Source organism: Pantoea sp. BS_8 (assembly GCF_041954965.1).
Lineage (GTDB): Bacteria > Pseudomonadota > Gammaproteobacteria > Enterobacterales > Enterobacteriaceae > Pantoea > Pantoea stewartii.
The window spans coordinates 64,521-89,187 of record NZ_JAVAXU010000010.1; the positions used below are offsets into that span (position 1 = coordinate 64,521).

The following is a 24,667-nucleotide window of genomic DNA, read 5'->3' on the forward strand; positions in this document are numbered from 1 at the left end:
GGTCGTGTGCAGGAAAGAATTAAAGCGTGTTTTACTGAAAGTATCCAAACTCAAATCGCTGCGGCTGAGGCATTACCTGATGCCATCTCACGTGCAGCAATGACCATGGTGCAGTCCCTTCTCAACGGTAACAAGATACTGAGTTGCGGTAACGGCGCATCATCCGCCAACGCACAGCATTTTGCCGCCAGCATGATCAATCGTTTTGAAACCGAACGCCCCAGCCTGCCTGCGCTGGCTTTAAGTGCGGATAACGTCATGCTGACTGCGATCAGTAATGACCGCCTGCATGATGAGATTTATGCCAAGCAGGTGCGCGCGCTCGGGCAAAACGGTGATGTGCTGCTCGCCATCTCGACCCGCGGCAATACGCGTGACATCGTCAAGGCTGTCGAGGCCGCCGTTACGCGCGATATGACGATCGTTGCGCTTACCGGTTATGATGGGGGAGAATTAGCCGGATTGCTGGGACCGCAGGATGTGGAAATTCGTATTCCTTCACATCGCAGTGCTCGCATTCAGGAGATGCATATGTTAACACTCAACTGTTTGTGCGATCTGATTGATAACACCTTGTTTCCCCACCAGGAATGACGGAAGGAGCACCCATGAAAGCATTGAACGCTGTAGCCATTGTTTTAACCGCCATGCTGCTGCAAGGCTGCGTCGCGGTGGTGGCCGGTAGTGCCGCTGTCGCGACCAAAACCGCCACCGATCCCCGCTCTGTGGGCACGCAGGTTGATGATGGCACGCTGGAGTTACGCGTCAGCAATGCGCTGGCTAAAGATCAGCAAATCAAAACCGATGCCCGCGTCATTGCCACCGCCTACCAGGGCAAGGTTCTGTTGACCGGCCAGGCACCGAATCAGGAAGTCGCTAACCGCGCGAAACAGATCGCCATGGGCGTTGACGGTGCCACCGAAGTCTATAACGAGATTCGGATTGGGCCGAAAGTCAGTCTGGGTACGTCCTCCGCTGACACCTGGATCACCACGAAGATCCGCTCGCAGCTGCTGGGCAGCGATCAGGTGAAATCATCAAGCGTGAAGGTGACCACTGAAAACGGTGAGGTGTTCCTGTTGGGTCTGGTCACGCCGGAAGAAGCGAAAGCCGCTGCGGATATTGCCAGCCGGGTAAGCGGGGTGAAACACGTCACCACGGCCTTTACCATGGTGAAATAACGCGGAGTTCAGGGTGGTCTTGCCTGCCTGAATCGCGTGAATAAAAAAGCCGTCCCCTTTCAGGGACGGCTTTTCTCGTTTATGGCGTCTGATCCCATGACCATGCTGACGCACACCACTTCGCCCTTTGCTGTCGGCTATCCGTCTCTGCGCGGATATCCACTATTGTGATACCGCCACAACGCCACGCCAGCAGAAGCGCGTCAGACAGGGATATCGATTACCAGCGCCCGCGTCGGTGTGATGGCAGCCAGCCACAGTTGCTGTTCTTCCTGCAAAAACGCGCCATCACCACAGCCGAGCGTTTCCTGATGCGATGCACCTGCAGAGGCTTCAAGCGAACCATGGATCGACTGCAGATAGGCGCGCGCGCCATGCAGCGGCACCAGATGCTGCTCGCCAGCCGCCAGCTCAAGCTGGTGGATCCAGACCTGCTGACGCAGTTGCAAGCTGTTGTCGCGGCCATCCGGCGAAGCCACCAGTTGCGAGCACGTTCCTGCGGTCAGGCTGATTTTCTGCATACGCGGGTTTTCCCGTTCCGGGCAGGCCGCCAGCCAGAGCTGCATGCGGGTCAGTGAGCGCTCTTTACTTGGATTCAGTTCACTGTAGCTCACGCCAGGCTGGGCAGAGAGCAGCAGTGCCTCACTTTCACCGACGGTAATGTGATTGCCTTCGCTGTCGCGGTACTCCGCTTCACCCTGCAGGACAATATTCAGCACATCCACCTGAGGATAAGTGCGTGGCTGAAACGCCGCGCCGGGGGCCAGCACTTCCTGGTTCAAAACACGTAAAGCGGCATAACCCATTAATTTGGGATCGAAATAGTGGCCAAAAGAGAAGCTATAGCGTGCCTGTAGCCAGCCATAATCAGCCTGACCACAATCGGATGCACTGCGTGTGGTTATCATTGTTTACCTCCTGCATCCGTCGGCAAGAATCGACGACGGGTATGATTCCCTTATGGTAAAAGTCTGGACGCCGGATTGTTAGCCAGTTAATCTGCCGGGCATATTCAAATTTCCTGACAGAGAACCAGGATGGCAAAAGACCGTGCGTTAACCCTTGAAGCTTTACGTGTGATGGATGCTATCGATCGCCGGGGCAGTTTTGCCGCCGCCGCCGATGAGTTAGGGCGCGTGCCTTCGGCACTCAGTTACACCATGCAGAAACTGGAAGAGGAGCTGGATGTGGTGCTGTTTGACCGCTCTGGCCATCGCACAAAGTTTACGAATGTCGGACGCATGCTGCTTGAGCGCGGTCGGGTGTTGCTGGAAGCCGCTGACAAACTCACGACCGATGCCGAAGCGCTGGCGCGCGGTTGGGAAACGCAGTTGACCATAGTGACCGAAGCCCTTGTCCCTACCGATGCGCTGTTCCCGCTGGTTACAAAGCTGGCTGACAAGGCTAACACCCAGATATCCATTATGACAGAAGTGCTGGCAGGTGCCTGGGAAAGGCTGGAACAGGGGCGGGCAGATATCGTTATCGCACCGGATATGCACTTTCGCGCCTCAACTGAGATCAATACCCGCAAACTCTACAGCATCGTCAGCGTTTATGTCGCCAGCCCTGACCATCCTATTCATAACGAACCCGAGCCGCTTTCAGAGGTCACCCGGGTAAAATATCGGGGGATTGCCGTGGCCGATACCGCACGCGAAAGGCCGGTGTTGACCGTACAGCTGCTGGATAAACAGCAACGCCTGACCGTCAGTACAATGGACGATAAGCGGCGTGCGCTTCTGGCCGGTTTAGGCGTGGCGACCATGCCCTATAACATGGTAGAGCAGGATATCGCGGAGGGGCGGTTACGGGTCGTCAGCCCGGAATATTCTCGCGAGGTGGACATCATCATGGCCTGGCGTCGTGACAGTATGGGCGAAGCGAAAGCCTGGTGCCTGCGCGAAATCCCCCGCCTGTTAGCAAAGAAACACTGATAACGGGCTGGACGCTATCCAGCCCACCTTGCCCCCACTTACAGCCGACTCAGGCAGTCCAGCGCCACGGTTTTAAAACTGCTGAAGTCAGTGCTGTCGCGCAGGCGCGTCATCGCCCGCTCACGCATAAACGTGACGAAAAGGTCATAAATTGCCATGGCTTCTTCATACTCGCTTTTACTGATTGCCAGCAGAAAAATTACGTAAGCCGTATCGTCGCCCCACGGAATACCCTGTGGAGCCAGCACGGTGTAGACGACCGTTTCCCGGGCCATGAGCCCCAGCGAGTGCGGTAGCGCAATGCCCTCGCCCAGCATAGTACTGACAATGGCTTCGCGTTCCTCCACGGATGCAAAGAAAGCCTCATCCACCACCCCTTCATCCTCAAGCTGATCGCACAATAACCGGAACAGATCCGACTGGCTCATGGGCGCATCAACAATCCGAAAATGCCGGGCATCAAAAAATTTCTCCAACATATAGGGGCGGGTACGATCCACCAGCACCAGCTTACCAATCTGCTCCAGCTGGAATTCGGTCGGGAACGGCGCCACCACCACCACCGGTTTTTCTTTTTCGCTGACCCGCGCGGTAGAGATGACAAAGTCTTCTTCGATACGCTGACGTGCTTCGTATTCGCGCTGAGACAGGCACTGGGTTACCTGCAACTGGGGATAGTTTCGCAGCAGCATCGCTTCAATCATGCGCAGCGTGGAATTCCCGCTGTCGCACACCAGCAGCACCTGAGGGCGACGTTGATAGCCCACGTTGTAATGGCGCTCCAGCCCGACGCCAATATGCAGCACCAGGAAGCCAATTTCATTCTCACTGATGACGTAAGGCGAATATTTGCCCCAACTGGAAACCGCCGCCAGCGTTACGTCATAGGCCATCGGATAGTGCTGCTTGATATTACTTAACAGGGGATTGGGAATATGGATCTGATAACGCACCCGCGTGATCATGGTTTTAATATGGGTGAGCAGATCGGCACGCAACTGAGGATCGTTCTGCAGATCGTAATAGTAGTGTGTGTTAATAAAGCTGAGCAGATAGTCGACCAGCGCATCCGCGTCATCCGCATTGATCGTGCTGGGTGCGCTGTCCTGAATGCGCCGGGCAGCGATATTAACCTGTAGCCAGCTCTCCTCCGCCGGCGAAACGGGCTTGCCGATAAGCGGCAGCAGCGAATGAATCAGGGTTTGTGCCGCGTCGCGTATCGCATCGTCCATCTGTTCCGTGTCCGCGGGATCGTTAACCGGATAACCTTCGCTGATGCGCCGGACCGCCACCGCACAGTAAAACTGTAAATAGCGTTCACCTTCGTCACTGAGACGGATATGGTGCTGGGCAAAACAGCGTTGCAGGCACGGTTCCAGACTTTCCAGCAGGCCACCTTCCAGGGATTCCGGCGTGATCAGCGGGCTGTCTGGCTGCGACTGATCGATCTCGATCAACAGATCGGTTAAGCAGGTGCGGATCGCCACCTCGCTGCCAAACAGTTTCATGCCGTGGTGCGGTTTGCTTTCAATGCTGAGTTGGTAGCGTCCGAGCCATTCACGTACGTCGGCCATGTCATTCTGCAAGGTCGCGCGGCTGACAAACCATTCTTCTGCCAGCGCCTCCAGTTTCAGCGAATAGGCGGCGGTCAGGAAGCGCACCAGCAGATAGCGGATCCGCTCCTGAGAGGTACGCGGCACCCGGAGAGGGGCACGCGTTTGCTGCTGGAGAATAGTAAAACGCTGCGCGTCGGCAATTTTAAGCTGATAACCGGCCCCGCGATTCAACACAAACTGCGCGCCGTGCTTTTCCAGTAAGGCATTCAGGGCGGTGATATCCGTGCGTACGGTACGCGTTGACACGGCAAAGCGCCGGGCCAGCTCGTCCTGAGGCAAGGTTTCGTTTTTCAAAGCGTCAAACAGTTGCGCAAGGCGCTGATTAGGAAATCTCACGGCGGTTTACCTGACTGAATGGAGAAAAGAGCAACACTCACAGAGTGCAGGAAACGCGGCTGTACGTCCAGGAAAGGGCGCGCCGGCCACAGTTTTCTGCGCCAGCGCACAACCTACGTCAGGCCAGCAAGGACTTGCTCATTGCCAGAAGCTGTTTGACGTCATCCACGCGGGTTTCACCGCTGGCCTGATCAATGATCGAACTGTAAATATGCGGGATCACTTTGCTGACGCCCGCATCCAGCGCAATTTTTACGATCTCGCTAAAATTTGCCAGATCGATCCCGCCTGTCGGCTCCAGCCAAAAATCCTGCTGTGCACAGGCCTCCGCCACGGCGCGGTATTCTTCCACCCTGTCCAGACCGCCCATGGGGAAATATTTTACCGAGCTGCCGCCCATATCGATCAGCATGGCGATGGCGGTGTCGATGGGCACGATGCCGTCGTTGCGCTGTGAGCTGAGCGGACCGGTCGAAATTTTTACTTTTCCTGGCGTCCCCGTCGGCGAGATCAAGCCGTTCACCACCGTTTGCGACTGGCCAAGCAGCGCCCGGCTGGTGCCAACGCCGGTAAAGACCTGGTTAACATGCTGAGGCTGTAGCTCAGCGGCCAGCTCGCTGACCATGCGTGACTGCCGGGGATCGCCCGCGCCCAGGCCAATCGAGAGCGCATTATTGATCAGCGCAGCATAGTCGCGCATATCCGCGATTGCGGCGTCATGACTGGCGTAATTCTTCGATAGCACACCGACCAGAACGTGCCCTTCTGCCGCCTGCCAGATAGCGCGCGCATTTTCTTTTGAGCCGGCCAGCACGTTGAGGCACAGCCGGTCTTGATAAAAATCAGGGGTAAGCGTCATTAGTGTTCTCCGGTTATCAGCGCCTGAATACGGGTAAAAATGATATGCAGTTGCTCAGCGCTGACGCTACGCACGTCGGCTTCGATAATGCCTTCATTCGCTTTGTAGCCACGGAAGTAAATGGCGATATCACCGTTTTTCAATGCCTGAACCAGATCGCCGGTTTGACGCGCAATTTTGGCTTCATCAAAGTGTATTTCGGCGCGTGCAATATCGCGTCCGGCCGCATCCCAGACGACGCGCGCAGTTACGCCGTCCAACCCATTGAGGTTGTTAATAAAGGGCGTCATTTTTTCTACCATCTGTGCGCCGGTCACTTTCGGCTGAGTCAGATAGGACTCAATGGCCTGCGTCAGCCCCAGAATCCCCTCTTTGCCCACTTTCATGGTGCGGCCAATGCCGTTGCTCTGGCGCTTTACCCACTCAACAAGCTGGTGCTTACCGATAACCAGGCCGCTGGTTGGGCCTTCAATCGCTTTGGCGCCGCTGTAGATCACCAGATCGGCACCGGCCTGGTAGTAACACTGCAAGTCCTCTTCGGCGGCGGCATCCACAATCAGTGGCACACCATGCTTACGTGCGACTTCTGCGGCCTGTGCAACGCTCAGGTGGCTCTTTTGTACGCAGTGATGTGACTTCACGTAGAGAATGGCGGCCGTCTGATCGGTCACCGCGGCGGAAAGCTGCTGAGCCGAGCATTCATTACTGTAACCCGCTTCAACCGTCCGGCCCCCACCCAGCGCGATCATGCTGCCCACCGGCGCACCGTAGTTCACGTTATGCCCTTTTGGCACCACGATGTCGCGCGGCACGGTCAGCGGTGCACTGTGTAAATTATCCAGCAGCCAGTCATCATCTTTCACAATGACGGCGGCCACGCCCTGGGCTATCCCTGCCGAGGCGCAGGAGACCACCAGCGCATTTTCCACTTTCAGCAGGTTAGCAATATACGCGCCGGTTTTATCGACCAGATCCTTTACTTCAAAGTAGTGCGCCAGACCGTACTTAACCGTATCGATCACCTCATCCGATGGCGTTGAAACGCCCAGTATGGTCATACGACCGGAGGCGTTGATGACCTGCTTCAGGCCATATTTTTCATACAGAGAAGACATGGTATTTTTTTCCTTGTTCAGTAATCCAGCACTCGCCGGCGACAATGGCGGCAAGGGGAATCAGGTGACGATCGCCCTGTTCCGCCAGCCCTTCCGCATCTACAAAGGACACCGGCTCTTGCGCGACGGTAAACAGCGTAAAGTCGGCATCGTAGCCGGGCTCAATACGGCCTTTGTGGCGTAAACGCAGGCCGCTGGCTGCCTGGTGAGTCACACAGGCGATAATCTGTGGCAGGGTCATGCCGACATTGAAAAACTTCGACATCACATGGGCCAGGGTATAAACCGGTCCATTGAGGCGGTTACGGCAGTAAATATCCGAACTGATGGTGTCAGGCAAAATGCCCCGTGCGATGGCCGCACGCGCGACCTCGAAACTAAAGCTGGCGCTGCCGTGGCCGACATCAAGCCGTACGTCGCGTGCCAGCGCATGTTTGACGGCGGCACGCAGTTCGCCGTCGGGTGTCAGGATGCGATTGGGTTTGCCGTTATAGCAGTGAGTGATGATGTCACCCGAGGTCAGCAGTTCCGCGATCTCATCAAGGTTGGGTGGGTTGTTACCGATATGCACCATCAGCGGCAGATGGCCGTTTTCCTGCTGAATAGCTTTCGCGAGGACCAGCGGCTTAATGCCGTTTTCGCCCACTACACTGCTGCTCATACGGGCTTTAAGCCCCACAATAAAATCGGGGTGACGTTTTACCGCGTCGGCAATGGCCTGGCGATCAATCTGCGTCATGTCCGCCAGTTCATTTTGGGTAATGATGCCAGTGCGCGCGATATTCAGCAGCGCGTAAACCTGCGTGCTCACCGCTCGGGTGCGCTGCCAGAAATCGTCAATGTCATTCGCGCCAGTGCTGCCTGCATCCACCACGCAGGTGACGCCGCTTTCCACGCCAACCCGATCGGGATGATCGTGGTAGACAGGGGATTTTTCATAGCAGTGCACATGCGAATCAATCCAGCCCGCACTGAGATAACAGCCTTCTGCCAGCGTTTTCTCGACGGTTGCGTGGCCGCTGATTTCACCTGTGGCGGCAATCTTGCCGTCACGTATCGCAATATCGATCAGGGTTTCATCCGGCAAACGCGCACGCCGCAGAATCAGATCGTACACAGGAACCTCCTTAACTGCCCCGATCGGCCTGAACCGATCGGGGGATAACAGGGTCAGATCGCCACAGGAAAGATCGCGCCCAGGATCATGGCACCCAGGATCGCACCGCCCGTGATCGGTTTATTCCACAGATAGAACACCAGCGCGCCCAGCAAGGATCCGAGGCCGATAGGAATTGAGGCACTCATCGCGGCCAGAATGATCAAGGGTCCCAGGAAACGGCCTGATGCATTGCCCGCCCCCATCATGACGTCCGCACCGTACGTGCTGTTGCTCTGATTGATGGTGAACTTACGTGCCAGGATAATGACGTAACCGATTGCCACACCGAGAATCAGGCCGGTGACCAGCGAAGCCGCAAAGTTAGCGACGGGGAAAACAAAACCCGCCCCGAGCAGCAACGCCGGCACGCCCAGACCGACACCGGTCTGGATCGCACCACCGATGTCCAGAATCCCGACCAGCGATCCTTCAATGATGCGGGCGAACAGGAAGCTGGCTCCGAAGGCAGCCACCGCCCCATAGACGCCGGTATCGATTCCGGCCCGGAGCATGGACACGAAAGCGACTTCGTTAAACGCTCCAATGCCGTACAGGTAGTACATATGTGTCCCGGCAAACACGCCGGAGGAGAGCAAACCGACAAAAATCGGGAATGACCAGTCGGCATACCAGAAACCTTTGTTTGATTCTTCCATTGCAGACGCTCCGTTATTTGCCGCTCAGGCTGTTATGAATACTGTCGAGCCAGCCGGGAATGCCGAGCTGGAAGGATTGCAGCATCTTCATATCGAAACCGCGGAAGAAGGCGCTGAGGACAAACAGGGCAACGATGGCGGTCATCATGACTTTGGTCACTTTGTGCCAGCCGCTCTCTTCAACCCCTTTACCAATCAAAATACCCAGCACCAGGCCCGGTACTGCATTGCCCATAATCAGCTGCGCCAGACCGCCAAAAATGGTGGCCCAGAAGCCCGATTTCTTACCGGCATCGATTGCGGCCAGCCAGAAGATCACGGGCATGACCGTGTTCACCAGCAGATTCGCCGCAGGGACCAGTACTTTGACCGCCGTAACCTGCAGGGCCGCCGGAACGGCAGAGGCCGTTGAATTCAAAAACGCGACCACCACCATGCCGATGATGCCGCAGGCGATAGCCATCTTTTTTGGATCGTGCAGCGTTTGCGCGACGTTGCGGTTTTTGACCATGATGGCCGCCGCGCCCCAGTTGGGGATGATGCGGTGATCCACATCCTGGGTGAATGCACCCGCCGCAACGGAGGAAGCCCAGGCATTGAAAAAGAAACCCAACCCAAAAGAGAAGTGAGAAGCGGGATCGCCTTCACAGGAGTTGAGTTCACCCAGTGTGCGAAACGCGCCCATACCTTGTGTCGTCGGCGCGTGGAACATGCGGGCAGCGCCAGCACCCACACCGACGCCCACAAGGCCGCCGATGATTAACGACTTGAGCAAAATGATGAGAAACATCCTCTTTCCTTATTTATGTTGTTTGAGGCTGACTTACACGCGGGTGAACGCAACTTTATCGCCGTCCAGACAGGTCACGTTGATGGTGACCTCCAGATCGACACTGAAGTGCCTGCGCTCGCGTGCCAGGAAAAAGAAAAGAAATTTTTCGGTTCTGACGCGCTCCTGCGCGCGCACCACCTTTACGTCCTGGGGTTCGATGCGCAGCAAAATCTTGTTGGCGTTGCGCAGGACTTCGTGCTGCACCCGGCTGAGCGCATCAGAGAACGCTTTCGCTTTGGTATCGCCTTTGCCGCTTACGGCTACCGAGGTTGTAAAGGTCTCTTTCATTCCTTATCCACCGTGTTTTTTGTGCCAGGCCTGAACCAGACGTTCACCCAGCTCTTCTTTATCCATAAACCCGAAGCCCAGCACGGTGGCGCCTTCGTTGATGGCTGTCACACCTTCATCCACTGAGCGCATGCCGTGTTTGGCTTTGTAGCCATACTTGTTTTGTGCCGTAATCGCCCCCGCACCGCCGCTGCCACAAAAAGAAATGCCAAAGTCGGCATTCTCAGCCTTCATCACATCGCCCAACTTCATGTCAGCTGCCACGCCGGGCACGACAACAGCACGCCCGCCCGCTTTCTCAACGCCGGCCGCCACTTTCTGTCCTTTACCTAATCGATCGCCTATTACTACGGTTACCATATGTCTGTACCTCTCATGGTGGTGAAAATCAGTCGTTCTTAGCCACTTCAAAGTGGACGGAGAGCAGCCAGGCTTCTTCCGGCGGTAAATTGCCAAACAGATCCACGACCTGCTGCGCCAGTGCCATTGACGCTGGCGAGATCTCATCGAACAGATCCGCCTCCACCTCCGGCAGCCCTTCACCGGTTACCGATCGCAATGCCATTGCGCGGACATGCGAAGCCAGCATTTGCAGCTGTACCGCATTCGGCTTAATGGACCGCTCGGCAAACAGCGCGCCGATCTGGGTCATTACGCGATCCGCCAGGGCCTGAATCGTTTGCTGCTCGTCTTGTGACGCGTTCATCGCTACCGCTCCATTACACGTGCTCATCGTCTGCATCCCGTTACGCATTCAGCGTGATCACAAACTAAACAGAGTCCGCGCGGCTGTGGAGAACGACTTTTTCCGTTTCGAAGTGGAAATCCTGCACCTGAGCGTGATCGGTGCCGCAAAGTGGGGAGTGAACAGGGGGAGAATGGAGAGTCGGGTTATGTAAAACAACAGGTTAGGCTGTCTTACCTGTACGCAGTGATGCGCCTGTGAACACATAATGCGCGATGGCCGGTACTGTACCGCTGTCACAAAACTGGCAAACAGTTACCTGCCATCACGTCTTAACAGAGAAACTTATGGCTTTTCCGCCCCCGTCACCTGAACGCAGGCCTCGTTGCGCGTAGGGGCAAGAGCGTGCCGTTTACGTTGATTAATGGCCGCGACAATGCGCGCGAAACGCGCTTCATTGAGCCTGTAACCCCATCCCATAATCAGTGCCGCCGCGATGGCCAGCGTACAGGGCCAGATAAAGATCAACTGCCGCAGCCCCGCCAGCGTGGCATCCGATTGAAGGGCATTCGGCACATAGCCGATTTGTGTCAGCATCAGGCCCGGCAAAAAACCCGCCATGGCGGCAGAGATTTTACGGAAGAAGGTGTAGCCGGTATAGCAGGCGCCCTCTGCGCGGATACCGGTTTTCCATTCACCGTACTCGACGGTATCCGGCACCAGCGCCCAGTTAAGGCTGTTCACAAACGCTGTGCCGAAGAACGCCATACAGGAGAACAGGACGAACATTAGCGATGTGCTGCCCCAGAGAAAATTGCACAGATCGCCGACAGCCCAGAATACTAAACCACCGAGATACACCTGCTTTTTACCCCAACGTTTCACCGCAGCGGGCACCAGCAGCACACCGGCCAGAATACAGCCCATGCTGAAGAAACCCATCCAGGAGAGCAGACTGACATCGTTCAGCACGTACTGGGTGTAATAAACCTGAATCGCCAGCTTGATGTTGAATGCCGCCAGGGTACACAGGTTCGCCAGGCACAGCGTCCGCAAGGGCGGATTGTGAAAGATGGCGCGAAAGGCGGTTGCAACGCCAGGTTTGTGATGGGCGGGCGTGACCTCGACATAGCGTTCTTTCACGCCGCTGTAGCAAAGCCCCATGCACAGCAATCCGCCAGTGACAAAGACGGCAGCCGCCACCTGATAACCCAGCGCACTTTTGCCCACAAACAGCGACTGGATGGGCATAAAGCCTACGGTACAAACCAGCAATCCTAACGTGGCTCCGCCCTGCCGCCAGGCGGCAAGATGAGCGCGCTCGGTGGGATTCCTGGTGATGGCAGGCACCATTGCCCCGTAGGAACAGTTCATCAGACTGTAAAACAGGCCAAACAGCATAAACAGCGCGGTGGCGACAGCCGTTTTACATGTCAGGCTGAGGTCATGCGCCACAAACTGCGCCGCCGCCACCAGCGCGACCGGCAGCGAAAAATACAGGATAAACGGCCTGAATTTTCCTTTTGTGCCAATTGTCCGCCGTGAATCCAGCACGATGCCCGTAAACATATCGGTAAGGGCCGTAAAGAATTTGGCGACGAGGAAAATCATGCCGCCATACCAGGCCGGCATCCCCAGTTCATCGGTGTAAAACTTAAGTAAGTAAAGCGTCCCGATAGCCAGCATCAGGTTGGAGCCGAAATCACCGATGCCGTAAGCAAACTTCTCACGCAGAGGCAGTTTCAGCGTTAAGGGATCAGAACCTGTGTTCATAACGGATCCTTATCACAGAGCCAAATCAGTGCTGACGCTTACGGGCGTCAATCTCGTCAATGATGCGGACATACATCTTTTCATTGAGGTTGTAGAAACACCCCATGGCCACAATCGTGACCACGGCTAACGCACCGGGATAAATAAACATCAGTTGCTTCAGGCCCTCGACCGTACCGGCGCGCTGGACAACGTTAGGCACGTAGCCAATCTGGGTCAGCATCCAGCCGGGGAAAAAGCCCGCCAGTGCCTGTGAGACCTTACGGAAAAAGGTGAAACCGGTATAAACCGTGCCTTCAGAACGCACGCCCGTCCGCCATTCCCCGTATTCGACCGTATCAGAGACCAAAGCCCAGTTAAGACTGTTCACAAAGGCAGATCCAAAAAAAGCCAGACAGGAAAACACGATGAAACTGACGGAACCGCCCCCATAGCAATAGTTGAGCAGATCGCCCACGACCCAAATCAGCAAACCGCCGATATACACTTTTTTCTTACCAAAGCGCCTGACGGCGCCGGGCATCATAAAGACACCGATAAAAATGCAGCCCATGCTAAAGAAGCCCATCCATGACAGCAGGATGGGATCGTTCAGAACGTACTGGGTGTAATAGACCTGAATCGCCAGCTTGACGTTGAACGCCCCCAGTGTGCACAGGTTGGCAATACAGAGAATAAACAGCGGACGGTTACCCGCGATAGCGCGGAAGGAGGCTAACAGGCCCGGGTTTTGCGTGGGGTGGGCAGACGGCTGTTCGACATAGCGCTCCTTTACACCGGCATAGCACCACCACATAAAGAACAAACCAAATGCCGAGAAAAGTGTGGCTGCAGCGATATAGCGGAACTGCGCGCTGCCTTCTGCCAGGTTCATCACCGGCACAAAACCCACAGTACAAATCAGTAACCCCAGCGTTGCACCGCCCTGCCGCCAGGCGGCCAGGGAGGCGCGCTCATCAGGATTTTTGGTGATGGCGGGCACCATCGCCCCATACGAACAGTTCATCATGCTGAAGAACAGGCCATACAACATAAACAACACCGTGGCGACGACCGCTTTACCGGTGATTTCAAACGGCGTACCGATAAAGTTGGCGACAGCCAAAAGCGTGACCGGAAACGCGGCGTACAAGACAAACGGCCGGAACTTCCCTTTCGGGCCAATCCTGCGCCGCGAATCCAGCATGATGCCCGTGCCCATATCGGTAAACGCCGTGAAGAATTTGGCGACCAGAAAGATAATTCCGCCGTACGTTCCCGGCAGCTCCAGCACATCGGTATAGAACTTCAGTAAGTAAAGCGTCCCGATATCTAACAGGATGTTAGAACCCAGATCGCCCATGCCATAGGCCACTTTTTCCCGGAACGGCAACCGCAGCGTCGCAGGCTCGCCGGCAGAAGATACAGTTTGCTGATTCATGATGGTTCTCCGGTTTACCCGCCCGCCTGGCGGGTAACCTTGCTCAGGATGAAGGGGAAGCGTTTTGCTGCTGTGTTTCCGCTTGCTGCTGTGTTTCCGCGCGTATCGCCGCAACTTTTTTGCCCAATACCCACTGCATAATCGCCAGCAGGCCAAACACCGGCACCAGTACCGACCATGCCGGAATCGCCAACGCCCCCTTGACCAGCATGGCGCCGGATGCGATCAGCAGCAGGAGTACCATCAGCCGGAAAGTGCTGACAGAGATGCGTTGGTGAACATACTGGCCCACCAGCGAGCCCAGGATCATGGTGGGCACGCAGAACAGCACCAGCTTGACGGTTGACAGCGTTAAGATGCCGCTGGTCGTCAGGCCGCCAATAATGGCGATGTTACTGGCGGTAAAAAACGCATTGAGCGTGCCACGAAACGCCGCCGGAGCCAGATTTCTCAACATGCCATAAATCACTACCGGCGGGCCGTTGGTCGCAAAAGCCGACCCCAGAGCGCCGGCGATGATGCCCGTCGGCACCACTAGCCAGTTTTTGTCACAGACGGGCAGACGAGGAACAAACAGGCTGTAAAACGCGTACAGGATCAGGAAAGTTCCCAGCCCGGTTTTCATGATGTTGTCCGGGAAACTGGCGAGCGCATAAATCCCCAGGGGAATGCCGGCAAAGGAGAACAGGATAAGCACCAGCGCAGATCGCCAGTGGGTTTCGTTACGTGACAACCAGGTGGCATATAACGCAGTGGCTGTCCCGACAATGACCGACATAGGTGCCGCCATTTTGACCGGCAGCAACAAGGTGATCAGCGGCATCGTCACCAGCGCGCCACCAAAGCCTGCGCAGATACCGATGAAGGTATACAGGAACATGATGGCGATGATGATGCAGACAACCTCAATACTCAGCTCAAGCCCGTCGGGAGTAAAAAGCGTGAAGAAATCCATACCCTTTCTCCTTTATCGCGTCGAACCGGCACTGTCGATCAGCCGTAATGAGGCAAATAACGCCTGCCATTCACTTTCAGCCCGGTAAAATACGGGCGGCTGACCAAGCGGTGCGTCCACCGTGATCTCGCCACCGCTGGCCGCTTCACCGGTCCAGAGGTTTATCCAGCGATCCTCCGGCAGATAGAGCGTCCAGTCGTGGCGGCCCTCTTCATACACTGGCGCGACCAGCAAATCACGACCAAACAGGTACTGGTATTTCAGCGAATAAGTGCGGGCATCCGCTTCATAGTGCAGGAAAAGCGGCCGCATAACAGGCAGACCACTGCGGGCATTCTGCGCCATCGCCTGCCTGATGTAAGGCTTTAAGGAAGTAAAGATCGTCGACATACGGGCAAAATGCGCCATGGTTTCGTCATCGCTGTCAAACTGCCAGTTATCGCCGGGACGGTTACCTTCATGGGTGCGCATCATGGGCGTAAAGGTGTTGAAATCACACCAACGCAGCAGCAGTTCTTTGCTCCGTTTCATGCCGTAGAGCGTGGTATAGCCACCAATGTCACTGTGATGCAAACCGTGCCCACTCATTGCCAGCGACAAGGCGGCAGGCACTACCGACGCGAGGCCATCGTCCAGACTCCAGTCAACGTTTTGATCCCCGGCCCACATCATCACGGCGTATTTCTGACTGCCGGTATAACCCGCGCGCATAAAATAGAGCGTTTCGCCGAGCTTGCCGGTTTCTGCCAGCGCGTCGTAGTTACATTTTGCCCACAGCGCAGGCCAGGCATTATGCATAATCTCGGCGTGGACACCGTTATGCAGAACCGTATCGGTTGGGAGATATTCGCCAAAATCCGCCATCCAGCCGCCACAGCCCAGGCCGATCAGATTTTGTTTGATAACCTCTTTGAACCAGTTATAAGCATCAGGATGAGTCAGATCGACAACGCCCGCATAGAACTCACCAAATTCAACGTGGTAGTCCTGACCGGAAGCCGTTTTGGTGAGATAGCCGTGCCGGGCGGCCTCGTCACACAGAGGGCGATCGCTGGCGACATAAGGATTGATATAAGAGAGAAACTGGACACCTTCGGCTTTCCATTGCTGAATGCGTGTATCCAGTTGCGGATAGAGTTCGCTGTCCCACTGCCAGTTCCACATGACACGTTTGCCAAACGACGTCATGCGAATACCGGACCAGTCCTGAGCCCAGATACCGTTAACCTTCACACCCGCCTGACGCATCTTGTCTAACTTCTGCTGACACACGTCGGTGCCGCCCTGAATGCCCAGAATCACGCCATCGTAAACCCAGTCAGGCAATTCAGGCTGGCGGCCCAGCAAGGCGCTCAGTTTTTCCAGCAGCGCAATATAGCTGTCGGCGCATTCAAAGCGTAACGTCGCGCGGTTTTCCCAGAACGCCAGTTCGTGATAATCGGGTGCGCTGAAGTCAAAATTCATGTAGCCGCTGTTGTCCACATGGCAGTAATACTTCTGGCTGCTGACGAAGGTGGGCTGAGGGAAAAACGTCCAGTAATAATCGCCGCCGGCATTCTCCGCGCAGTCCGCCTGCCAGGTAACATAACTGTTTTTATTCCGTCCGACGCCCTGCTCACTGGTCCAGAGCGGGAACGGTTTCCCGCGCAGGTCAAAACAGGAAAACTGTTCGCCGCAGCCGTAGATGTGATCCGCCTGCTGCGCTGCCAGCCGTAGCCAGATGCGGTTATGACTGTCGGCGTCATTATTTAGTGTGAGCAGTAAACGCCCGCCGGCATCCAGCCCAACCGTCAGCGTGGCGCTGATGACGTTGCCGCGCGAGAAACGGATGTGCCAACAGTCGGCCTGCGACGTCATGGTGACCTCAGTCAGAGCCAGCTTTTCATTCAGCCGATCTTTGATACTGAAGTTGCCACGAAACATTTTAATGTCGGCCCGACCGTGCCCCATCCACAGACAGGGCGCTTCCGGGCTGTGGCTCAGAATAACGCGGCCGTGATAAACCAGTGAAAAGCCGTTATCAGTGGCAGTGAGTTTTACCCCTGCCGTTTCAAGATGTTGTAAGTGCATACTGGCCTCTTAGTTGTAGGGTAAGGCGGTAAGGTGATCTTTATCCGGGGCGATCGCAGCCAAGGGTGAAGGCCAGCCGATGCGTCGCCTGCGGTGCGAGCCAGACCAGATCAACGCCGGAGTTAAACGCATCAGGCGGGCAACTCATGGGCTCGGTTGCCAGCCCGGTGCGGCCCAGTTTTTCGCCGGTGTAAATTTGCAGCCAGGGCTGATCGCTACGTAAGTAAACAGAAAGGGACGGCTTCCGGCTGGTCAGGCGCACTTCCCACTGCTGGCCGTCCGTGCCTGTGCGAAGGCTGTCATCAATTTGCGTTGCGCCGAGCAGACGTGGGGAAAGGAAATCGCCTTGCGCTATCGCGGCAGGCAACGTGAGCAGGCACTCGTCCAGCGGCATTCTGTTGCAGGTCAGATACGGGTGCGCACCTGCGCCATAAGGAGCAGGTTCACGTCCTGTATTTTGACTGTCGAGCGTCACCAGCAGGCCCTGCATGGCATCCAGCCGGTACGTCACCGTTGAAACCAGGGCAAACGGATACCCGTAGCTGGGCGGTAAAAAGATTGTTAGCCTCGCTGTGCTGTCGGTATGTTCCGTAATCTGCCAGTCACGCCACGCCAGCAAACCGTGAATGGCGGTTCCCCTTCGTGATCGTTGATCGGTAAATGAAGCCATTTACCGTTATGGTACCAGGTGCCCTTCGCGACGCGATTGGGCCAGGGAATCAGGACTTTCCCCATGTGCGCCAGCGGCAGGGTTTCAGGGGGATGGGGGAGCACCAGATGCTGACCTGCGTATGTCAGTTCAGCCAGACCCGCGCCCACGGTGACAAGGGTGGCCTGATAGTCTCCGGCCCGCAGTACAAGGGTTTTTCCGCTGCTGTGCATAGCTGGTACTCCCGTCTGTTTTGGAATTATTTTGCGTTACAGTCCAGTAATCCGGCGGCGACAGCGGGTGCCAGGCCCGGTGCCAGCGGAAGGCGTGGGATGACCAGGCAATGCAGCAGGTGATAGATATCCTGTTTGCCGTCCCAGACTTTGGTCGTCACCTTGTTTTCGCAATCCAGTTCCTGCCACCAGGAACCGTTTTCGAAGTCCATCAGGTAGGTCATGCAGTAGTCCCACCACTTCTGATACCAGGCTTCGTATTGCGCCTCACCGGTGACGGTATACAGCGCATAGGCGGTTCCCATCGCTTCGACGATAGGCCAGCGTACCCGCTCGCGCACCACGGGCTTGCCGTCCCAGTCCACGGTATAAACGAAACCGTCTGCGCCATCGGGCGCCCAGGCATCACGCAGGGTGGCGTGAAATAACCCTTTGGCATCTTCCGCTAACCAGGCCGGTGGGGTTTCAAAGCGCGCTTCAAGCGCGGCGTGCAGATGCAGCATCAGTCGCCCCCACTCAATCCAGTGGCCGGGCGTGCCACCATAAGCACGGAAGCGGTGGGCAGGGTTGTCTTTGTTGTAATCGCGCAGTGGCGTCCAGTGCGTGTCAAAGTGTTCATTCACGCGGTAATTATTTTGACGCGCGACATCATGGATGATTACGGACGTGACGCGCAGCGCGCGATCCAGCCATTTCTTATCGTGCGTGACGTCATACACGATCAGGAACGCTTCAACGGCGTGCATATTGGCGTTCCCTCCCCGGTAGTCTTCGGTCTTGCTGAATGCCTCGTCCCAGGATTCCAGGCACATCTGCTCGTCTTCACTCCAGAAGTAACGTTCAATGACCTTGATCGCCTCATCCAGCAATGGACGTGCCGCCGGATGGCCGGTGGTAACGGCGCTGGCGGCGCCCAGCAATACAAAAAAATGCTGGTAGCCCTGCTTGGAGGCATCGAGAACGCCTTCATCGTTGACGCAGGCGTACCAGCCGCCATATTTTTTATCGCGAAGCGCACCGTTTAACGCATTGATACCATGTTCAACCAGTTGATAAGCCCCGGGCCGCCCCATTGAGGCCGCCACCGCATAGACGTGCAACATGCGGGCGGTAATCCACAGGTGCGTTCCCTTATCGGGTTTGACCTGACCGTTATTACCCAGCCAGCCAAATCCGGTTGGCACCGCCGCATGCTTGCCAAAACTGAAAATCCGATCGGTTTCCTGTTCGAGCCAGCGATTGTGGCTTAAGGTGTTAAACCATTTCATCTGCTTCTCCCTATTAACGTTTCGCCATCATTTCATCTACGATCTCGCCCAGCCGTTGCAGTCTGGGAACAGAGATATCCCGCAGCATCAGGTCGGTATCGGGCAAACCAATAACCGAAGACCAGACTGCGCGGCCCGCCAGGAATCCGGAGGCACCCGCCTGCATGGCGACTCTGACGGCTCGTGGGAATAATTTTTCGTCAATGCCAGAGGAGAGGATGACCCACGGCATCATGATCAAATCGTTAAGTTTCTGCGCGGCCGTCAGCAGGTCGGCTTGTGAACCTTTGCCGTACAGCGGCATTTCCACCTTATAAAGATCCGCTCCGCTGTTACCCAGTTCCTTCGCTGCAGCGAGGATCGCCTGCTCGCGATCGAAGCGATCGCCCCGGCGCGGCGGTCTGACAACGGGTTCGATAATGCTGAGCAGACCATGGCGGTGACAGCGCGCAGTGAAGGTATTCACCATATCGAGCCGCTGCTGTGCGTCTTCATCGCTGCGCCACAGCACCAGCAGCTTGAGCGCCTTTGCCCCGTCACGCTTGACGGCCTGAGGATCGACGCGGTGATCAATCTCCACACTGTCAACCGGAATGCCGTTGCCCGGGATAAACGCATCCGCCGCGACAATGATGCCGCAACCGGGCGACACAGCCCGCTGCTCCACAATCTGCTGAAAGCAAAATTGCTGATCCACCAGGATGGCGGAGGCATAAGGCGATAACACGCTGGCGGCATTCACTTTGAATCCGGTCAGAACCCGATCGCTGACCGGCTGTGGCGCACCCGCGGCGGCAAACATCAGCCGCATCGCTTCACGCTGATCCACAGCCAGCATGGCGAAACCACCTGATGGCCGGGCGATGTCTTTAAGGGTGTAATGAGTCATGTGCTTTCCTCTGATTAAGCGTCACAAGGGGTTGTCGAAGGTGAGAGGCCTGCGCTGGCGCGCACGTGTTCGAGAAGGGCGGTCCAGTCCTGACGTCCGCGTCCGGCGGCGCGCGCCTGGCTGTAAACCTCACGTGAGGCGGCCCCGAGCGGCATGGGCACATGCAGCTGGTTAGCCACATCCAGCGCGATGCCCAGATCTTTATGAGCCAGATCGATCATAAAGGCCGGTGACAGGTCGCCTTTCAGCACCTTATTTGGCCAGGTCGTGGTGAAGTGCCCCTTCCCTGCTGGCGTGCCGTTCATGACCTGTAGCGCAACGTCCAGCGGCAGCCCCAGCCCTTCACACAGCACCGCCGCCTCTGCAGAGAGCGCATTCAGGGCGATACTCATGTAGTTATTAATCAGCTTGACGCGAATCCCCATGCCCGGTCCGCCAGCCACCACCACCTCATTTCCCATGGCCAACAGCAGCGGTTTTGCCCGCTCAATCTGTTGCAGTGTTCCGCCTGCCAGCAGCAACAGCGTGCCGGCGATAGCATGATCGGATGTACGCCCAACCGGCACGTCCATCATGCTGAAGCCGCTCGCCCGCATCTCGTTAATCATCTGGTCGGTCTGTAGCGGATGGATCGTCGACATATCGATCACCAGTGCCGAAGGCGACAGCGTGGTACAGACGCCCTGATCACCTGACAGGACAGCGCGCACCAAATCGCCATTGGGCAGCATGGTGATAACGAATTCAGCCCCTTCGGCGGCCTCGGCTGGAGAACGGGCAGCCTGTGCGCCTTTTTCCACTAACCTGGCAACCGCCTCGGGATTGACGTCAAACACCCTGAGCTGATAGCCCTGCTTAAGCAGATTGCTCGCCATCGGCGCCCCCATTTGCCCCAGTCCAATAAACGCTACTTCCGCCATACCGCTCTCCCAAACCCGATGAATGTCACATTTTGTCCGATATATGATTTTTACTGTCTTTTTTGGATCATATTTGTAATTTATGGTCAAAAAATTGACAGGTGTCACTTTTAAAACATTTGATGAAATTAAAATGACAGCACGAGAAAATGTCTGAGGAAGAGTGATGACGCGCATAGCTTGTGTAGGGATCACCGTACTGGATCGCATCTGGTACCTGGAAACGTTACCGCATCAGGGCGGAAAATATGTCGCCAGCAACTATCGGGAAGTCGGCGGTGGCCCGGCGGCCACGGCAGCCGTCGCGGCTGCAAAGTTGGGTGCGCAGGTAGATTTTATTGGCCGGGTCGGGGACGATGACACCGGGAAAAGGCTGCTGTCCGAGTTAAACAGTTACGGCGTAAATACACGTTATACAAAGATTTTTAACGCTGCCCGCTCCTCGCAATCTGCCATTCTTGTGGATGCTGAAGGCGAACGTATCATCGCCAACTATCCCAGCCCGGATTTACCCGACGAGGCCGACTGGCTAACGGAAATCGATTTTTCTCAGTGGGATGCCGTGCTGGCGGATGTCCGCTGGCATCAGGGCGCAAAATGCGCCTTTACGCTGGCACGCAGGTCCGGCGTTCCCACCATTCTGGATGGCGATGTGACGCCACAAAACATTGCTGAACTGGTAACGCTGAGCGACCACGCGGCGTTTTCCGCACCCGGTTTGCAGCGTCTGACCGGTATGGAAAGTGACGCCAGTGCGCTGAAAAAAGCACAAATGCTCACAAAAGGCCATGTCTATGTGACACAAGGCGTTTAGGGTTGCCTCTGGCTTGATGCGGGCACATTACAGCATCAGACAGCTTTTCATGTCAGGGTGGTCGACACGACCGGTGCCGGCGATGTTTTTCATGGCGCACTGGCATTCAGGCTGGCCCAAAAGCCCGCCGTGGCGGAAGCGGTGCGCTTTGCCAGCGCTGTCGCGGCCTTAAAATGTACGCGCCCGGGTGGCCGGGCCGGTATTCCCGATTATGAGCAAACCTGTTCTTTTATGTCAGTTAATGGTTAAACTGACAGCCAAAGTGGTCTTCAGAGAGCAGCTCATGATCCTTACGGACGTAACCGGTAATCCTCGCCACGATCGTTTACTCAGCCTGATCGCCGAACGTGGCTACATGAATATTGATGAACTTGCGGTGCTACTGGATGTGTCGACGCAAACGGTACGCCGCGACATTCGCAAACTCAGCGAACAGGGATTGATTACCCGTCATCATGGCGGCGCAGGCCGCGCATCCAGCGTGGTCAATACCGCCTTTGAACAGCGCGAAGTCTCACAAACCGATGAAAAACGATCTATCGCTGACGCCATCGCTGACTACATTCCTGATGGTTCCACGGTGTTTATTACGATTGGCACCACCGTGGAGCATGTGGCCCGCGCCCTGATGAACCATAAGCATCTGCGGGTTATCACCAACAGCCTGCGGGTGGCACATATTCTGTATAAATGCCCCCAGTTTGAAGTCATGGTGCCCGGCGGCACGTTGCGCCCACACAATGGTGGCATTATTGGTCCGGTGACCACGGCCTTTGTGGCCAGTTTCCGGGCGGATTATCTCGTCACCAGCATGGGCGCCATTGAGAGTGACGGTGCGCTGCTGGAATTTGACGTCAATGAGGCCAACGTTGCACAAACGATGATGGCGCATTCGCGTCATATATTGCTCGCCGCCGATCATACTAAATTCCAGGCCTCGGCCGCGGTGGAGATGGGCAGCGTGGCGCAGGCGACAGCCCTGTTCACTGATAAACTGCCGGGTACGGCGCTGCAAAACCTGCTGAAAACCCATCAGGTTGAAGTGATCCTGGCTAAGCCGGGTGGCGATGAGGGGGCGGAATAATTAACCCCGGCAGTGCCGGGGTTAGCGTGTGTTTAGCGGAACTTCTTGTGGTTTTCGTTACGGATAGCAGCCAGTTTTTGCGCTTCTGCTTTGGCTTCATCCAGCTTGCCCTGTTTAGCCAGTGCATCGGCTTTATCAATCTGGGCAATCAAATCATCCATGCCTTTGTGAAAGTCTTTCATTTCCGGGCTGTCCGGTGCTTTGCCTTCCAGTTTGTCCGGGGTGCCTTTTTTGGCATCTTCGGCTTTGGCGCGCAAATCACCTAACATTTTGTGCAGCTGATCGGCGCTTTTCGCCCCATCCAGCGACTTGTAAATACCCGCCATCTCTTTCATATCGTGCTCAAGAGAAGCCGCACCGGCGGTGACATTAACAGATAACAAGGCAACAGCTAACAACGACATAAACGCTTTACGCATGCTCAGCTTCCTTTTTATTGTGAAAACGCTGCTTATAAAAAAGCGGAGGGTCGATGCCCTCCGCTTGCTATCGCCTACACAACTTAAAAGAGATTTTACTGTCCGGCAATATACATTTCGGGTAACAGAACAGAACCACACTGAATATTGCTGCGGGTTTCAATGTCATCGCCTACGGTAACAATGTTCCGCCACATATCGCCTAAGTTACCTGCAATCGTAATTTCACTTACCGGATACTGAATCTCGCCATTCTCCACCCAGAAACCGGCTGCGCCACGCGAATAATCGCCCGTGATGGCGCTGACGCCCTGTCCCATCAGTTCGGTCACGACCAGCCCGGTGCCCATCTGCTTCAGCATGTCGTTGAAGCTGTGCCCCTGACCGGCGATGCGCCAGTTATGAATGCCGCCCGCGTGACCGGTGCTGGTCAGGCCCAGCTTGCGCGCAGAATAGCTGGTCATCAGCCAGGTTTGCAGCACGCCATCTTTAATGATGTCGCGGGCCTGTGTACGTACGCCTTCGCTGTCAAACGGCGTGGAGGCCAGGCCTTTTAACAGATGCGGCTGCTCCTGAATGGTCAGCCATTCAGGCAGAATCTGTTTGCCCATCGCATCCAGTAAGAATGTGGATTTACGATAGACGCTGCTGCCGCTGATGGCGCCGACCAGATGGCCGAACAGGCCGGTCGCGACTTCCGGCGCAAAAATGACCGGCGCTTTCATGGTATCGAGCTTACGCGGTGCCAGGCGCGACAGCGTCCGGCGAGCGCACTCAGCCCCAACCCAGTCCGCGCTCTTTAAGTCCTCAATGGCGCGGCCAATGGTGTACGCATAATCACGCTCCATATTGCCGTCCTGCTCAGCAATGACGCAGCTGGACAGCGAATGACGGCTGGAACAGTAGCTTTGCAGCATGCCGTGGCTGTTACCAAAGACTTTGATACCGACATGGCTGTTAAAACTACCGCCTTCAGTATTGGTGATGCGTTTGTCTGCCTGCAATGCCGCCTGCTCTGCCTGTGCCGCCAGCTGGATAGCATAATCGGCATCGATCTCCCACGGATGGTAGAGATCCAGATCCGGTGCGTCATAAGCCAGCAGTTCGGCATCCGCCGGGCCGGCAAAGGGATCCGGCGAGGTATAGCGTGCGATATCAATCGCCGCCTGCACGGTTCGTTTAATGGCATCCGGGCTGAGATCGGTCGATGAGGCACTGCCTTTACGGTTTTGGTGGTAAACGGTGATGCCCAGTGCGCCATCACTGTTGAATTCGACGTTTTCCACTTCGCCGTAACGGGTACTGACACCAATACCGGTGGTCTTGCTCACCGCGACTTCCGCGCCATCCGTACTTGCTTTTGCCAGTTCAAGCGCCTGTGCAATTGCCTGTTCCAGTGCTTTTCGCTGTTCTGCAACTTGAGTTGATACGTTCATCGACCTGCCGTCTAATCTTATGGTTGAATAATTTGAGTCTATCAGAGTCAGAGAACAATTTCGCAGTCACCCG

23 protein-coding genes and 2 pseudogenes are annotated in these 24,667 nt (G+C 56.0%); 5 read left to right on the top strand and 20 right to left on the bottom strand.

From position 1 onward, the window contains the following. Positions 1 to 6: 6 nt before the first annotated feature. Positions 7 to 594 (top strand): DnaA initiator-associating protein DiaA, encoded by a 588-nt coding sequence (gene diaA / locus RAC65_RS17065; RefSeq protein ID WP_006118322.1) that lies wholly within the window; start codon positions 7 to 9, stop codon positions 592 to 594. 14 nt (positions 595 to 608) lie between these two features. Beyond that, on the top strand, positions 609 to 1,181 hold the full coding sequence (gene dolP / locus RAC65_RS17070) for a division/outer membrane stress-associated lipid-binding lipoprotein (RefSeq protein ID WP_006118323.1): 573 nt from the start codon (positions 609 to 611) through the stop codon (positions 1,179 to 1,181). Positions 1,182 to 1,384: 203 nt separating this feature from the next. On the opposite strand, the gene RAC65_RS17075 is transcribed toward dolP, so the two are convergent. Then, complete coding sequence (locus RAC65_RS17075) at positions 1,385 to 2,089, bottom strand: pirin family protein (protein WP_058702672.1); 705 nt, start codon at positions 2,087 to 2,089, stop codon at positions 1,385 to 1,387. A gap of 129 nt (positions 2,090 to 2,218) precedes the next feature. Between RAC65_RS17075 and RAC65_RS17080 the strand changes: the two genes are divergently transcribed. Further along, positions 2,219 to 3,118: a LysR family transcriptional regulator gene (locus RAC65_RS17080; RefSeq protein WP_033739998.1), complete on the top strand. Its 900-nt coding sequence runs from the start codon at positions 2,219 to 2,221 to the stop codon at positions 3,116 to 3,118. A 38-nt stretch (positions 3,119 to 3,156) separates the two neighbouring features. Here RAC65_RS17080 and RAC65_RS17085 read toward each other — a convergent pair whose 3' ends face one another. From RAC65_RS17085 to yihU, 17 genes and pseudogenes are all read right to left on the bottom strand, one after another. Beyond that, a complete protein-coding gene (locus RAC65_RS17085) occupies positions 3,157 to 5,070 on the bottom strand; it encodes a transcription antiterminator (RefSeq protein WP_058702673.1) in 1,914 nt (637 codons plus the stop codon). Between the two features lie 118 nt (positions 5,071 to 5,188). Next, a complete protein-coding gene (locus RAC65_RS17090) occupies positions 5,189 to 5,929 on the bottom strand; it encodes a KDGP aldolase family protein (RefSeq protein ID WP_033740000.1) in 741 nt (246 codons plus the stop codon). Further along, the gene (locus RAC65_RS17095) at positions 5,929 to 7,044 is read right to left on the bottom strand and encodes a DgaE family pyridoxal phosphate-dependent ammonia lyase (RefSeq protein WP_375096934.1); all 1,116 of its coding nucleotides are present in this window, start codon (positions 7,042 to 7,044) and stop codon (positions 5,929 to 5,931) included. Before RAC65_RS17095 ends, RAC65_RS17090 begins: the two co-directional genes overlap by 1 nt. Next, the gene (locus RAC65_RS17100) at positions 7,028 to 8,161 is read right to left on the bottom strand and encodes an amidohydrolase/deacetylase family metallohydrolase (protein WP_058702674.1); all 1,134 of its coding nucleotides are present in this window, start codon (positions 8,159 to 8,161) and stop codon (positions 7,028 to 7,030) included. Before RAC65_RS17100 ends, RAC65_RS17095 begins: the two co-directional genes overlap by 17 nt. 53 nt (positions 8,162 to 8,214) lie before the next feature. Then, a complete protein-coding gene (locus RAC65_RS17105) occupies positions 8,215 to 8,859 on the bottom strand; it encodes a DUF4310 family protein (RefSeq protein WP_033740004.1) in 645 nt (214 codons plus the stop codon). A gap of 13 nt (positions 8,860 to 8,872) precedes the next feature. After that, positions 8,873 to 9,649, bottom strand: a complete 777-nt coding sequence (locus tag RAC65_RS17110; RefSeq protein ID WP_006118328.1) for a DUF4311 domain-containing protein — start codon at positions 9,647 to 9,649, stop codon at positions 8,873 to 8,875. Positions 9,650 to 9,682: 33 nt separating this feature from the next. Then, entirely contained in the window at positions 9,683 to 9,979 is a 297-nt protein-coding gene (locus RAC65_RS17115; protein ID WP_033740005.1) for a DUF4312 family protein, read from the bottom strand. 3 nt (positions 9,980 to 9,982) lie between these two features. After that, a complete protein-coding gene (locus RAC65_RS17120) occupies positions 9,983 to 10,339 on the bottom strand; it encodes an SFCGS family glycine-rich protein (RefSeq protein WP_006118330.1) in 357 nt (118 codons plus the stop codon). 28 nt (positions 10,340 to 10,367) lie between these two features. After that, positions 10,368 to 10,712, bottom strand: coding sequence for a glycine dehydrogenase (locus RAC65_RS17125; protein ID WP_044241509.1), 345 nt, complete (start codon positions 10,710 to 10,712; stop codon positions 10,368 to 10,370). Between the two features lie 297 nt (positions 10,713 to 11,009). Continuing rightward, complete coding sequence (locus RAC65_RS17130) at positions 11,010 to 12,437, bottom strand: MFS transporter (protein ID WP_375096935.1); 1,428 nt, start codon at positions 12,435 to 12,437, stop codon at positions 11,010 to 11,012. Between the two features lie 25 nt (positions 12,438 to 12,462). Next, positions 12,463 to 13,857, bottom strand: a complete 1,395-nt coding sequence (locus RAC65_RS17135) for an MFS transporter (protein WP_033740007.1) — start codon at positions 13,855 to 13,857, stop codon at positions 12,463 to 12,465. Between the two features lie 43 nt (positions 13,858 to 13,900). Further along, a complete protein-coding gene (locus RAC65_RS17140; protein WP_263757493.1) occupies positions 13,901 to 14,812 on the bottom strand; it encodes a sulfite exporter TauE/SafE family protein in 912 nt (303 codons plus the stop codon). A 12-nt stretch (positions 14,813 to 14,824) separates the two neighbouring features. Continuing rightward, on the bottom strand, positions 14,825 to 16,882 hold the full coding sequence (locus RAC65_RS17145; RefSeq protein ID WP_375096936.1) for an alpha-glucosidase: 2,058 nt from the start codon (positions 16,880 to 16,882) through the stop codon (positions 14,825 to 14,827). A gap of 40 nt (positions 16,883 to 16,922) precedes the next feature. Further along, positions 16,923 to 17,764: pseudogene (locus tag RAC65_RS17150) on the bottom strand (aldose-1-epimerase). A gap of 26 nt (positions 17,765 to 17,790) precedes the next feature. Continuing rightward, a complete protein-coding gene (gene yihS / locus RAC65_RS17155) occupies positions 17,791 to 19,032 on the bottom strand; it encodes a sulfoquinovose isomerase (protein WP_375096937.1) in 1,242 nt (413 codons plus the stop codon). Positions 19,033 to 19,045: 13 nt separating this feature from the next. After that, the gene (gene yihT / locus RAC65_RS17160; RefSeq protein ID WP_375096938.1) at positions 19,046 to 19,921 is read right to left on the bottom strand and encodes a sulfofructosephosphate aldolase; all 876 of its coding nucleotides are present in this window, start codon (positions 19,919 to 19,921) and stop codon (positions 19,046 to 19,048) included. A gap of 14 nt (positions 19,922 to 19,935) precedes the next feature. Beyond that, positions 19,936 to 20,841 carry a sulfolactaldehyde 3-reductase gene (gene yihU, locus RAC65_RS17165; protein WP_054633030.1) on the bottom strand — a complete coding sequence of 302 codons (906 nt, stop codon included), beginning with the start codon at positions 20,839 to 20,841 and terminating at the stop codon, positions 19,936 to 19,938. A gap of 166 nt (positions 20,842 to 21,007) precedes the next feature. On the opposite strand from yihU, the pseudogene RAC65_RS17170 reads away from it, so the two are divergent. Continuing rightward, positions 21,008 to 21,904: pseudogene (locus tag RAC65_RS17170) on the top strand (sugar kinase). Positions 21,905 to 21,938: 34 nt separating this feature from the next. Beyond that, complete coding sequence (locus RAC65_RS17175; RefSeq protein ID WP_133745666.1) at positions 21,939 to 22,739, top strand: DeoR/GlpR family DNA-binding transcription regulator; 801 nt, start codon at positions 21,939 to 21,941, stop codon at positions 22,737 to 22,739. Between the two features lie 32 nt (positions 22,740 to 22,771). On the opposite strand, the gene cybC is transcribed toward RAC65_RS17175, so the two are convergent. Next, entirely contained in the window at positions 22,772 to 23,158 is a 387-nt protein-coding gene (cybC, locus tag RAC65_RS17180) for a cytochrome b562 (RefSeq protein ID WP_006118342.1), read from the bottom strand. A 95-nt stretch (positions 23,159 to 23,253) separates the two neighbouring features. Beyond that, positions 23,254 to 24,594, bottom strand: coding sequence for a metalloprotease PmbA (gene pmbA / locus RAC65_RS17185; protein WP_006118343.1), 1,341 nt, complete (start codon positions 24,592 to 24,594; stop codon positions 23,254 to 23,256). Positions 24,595 to 24,667: the final 73 nt, after the last annotated feature.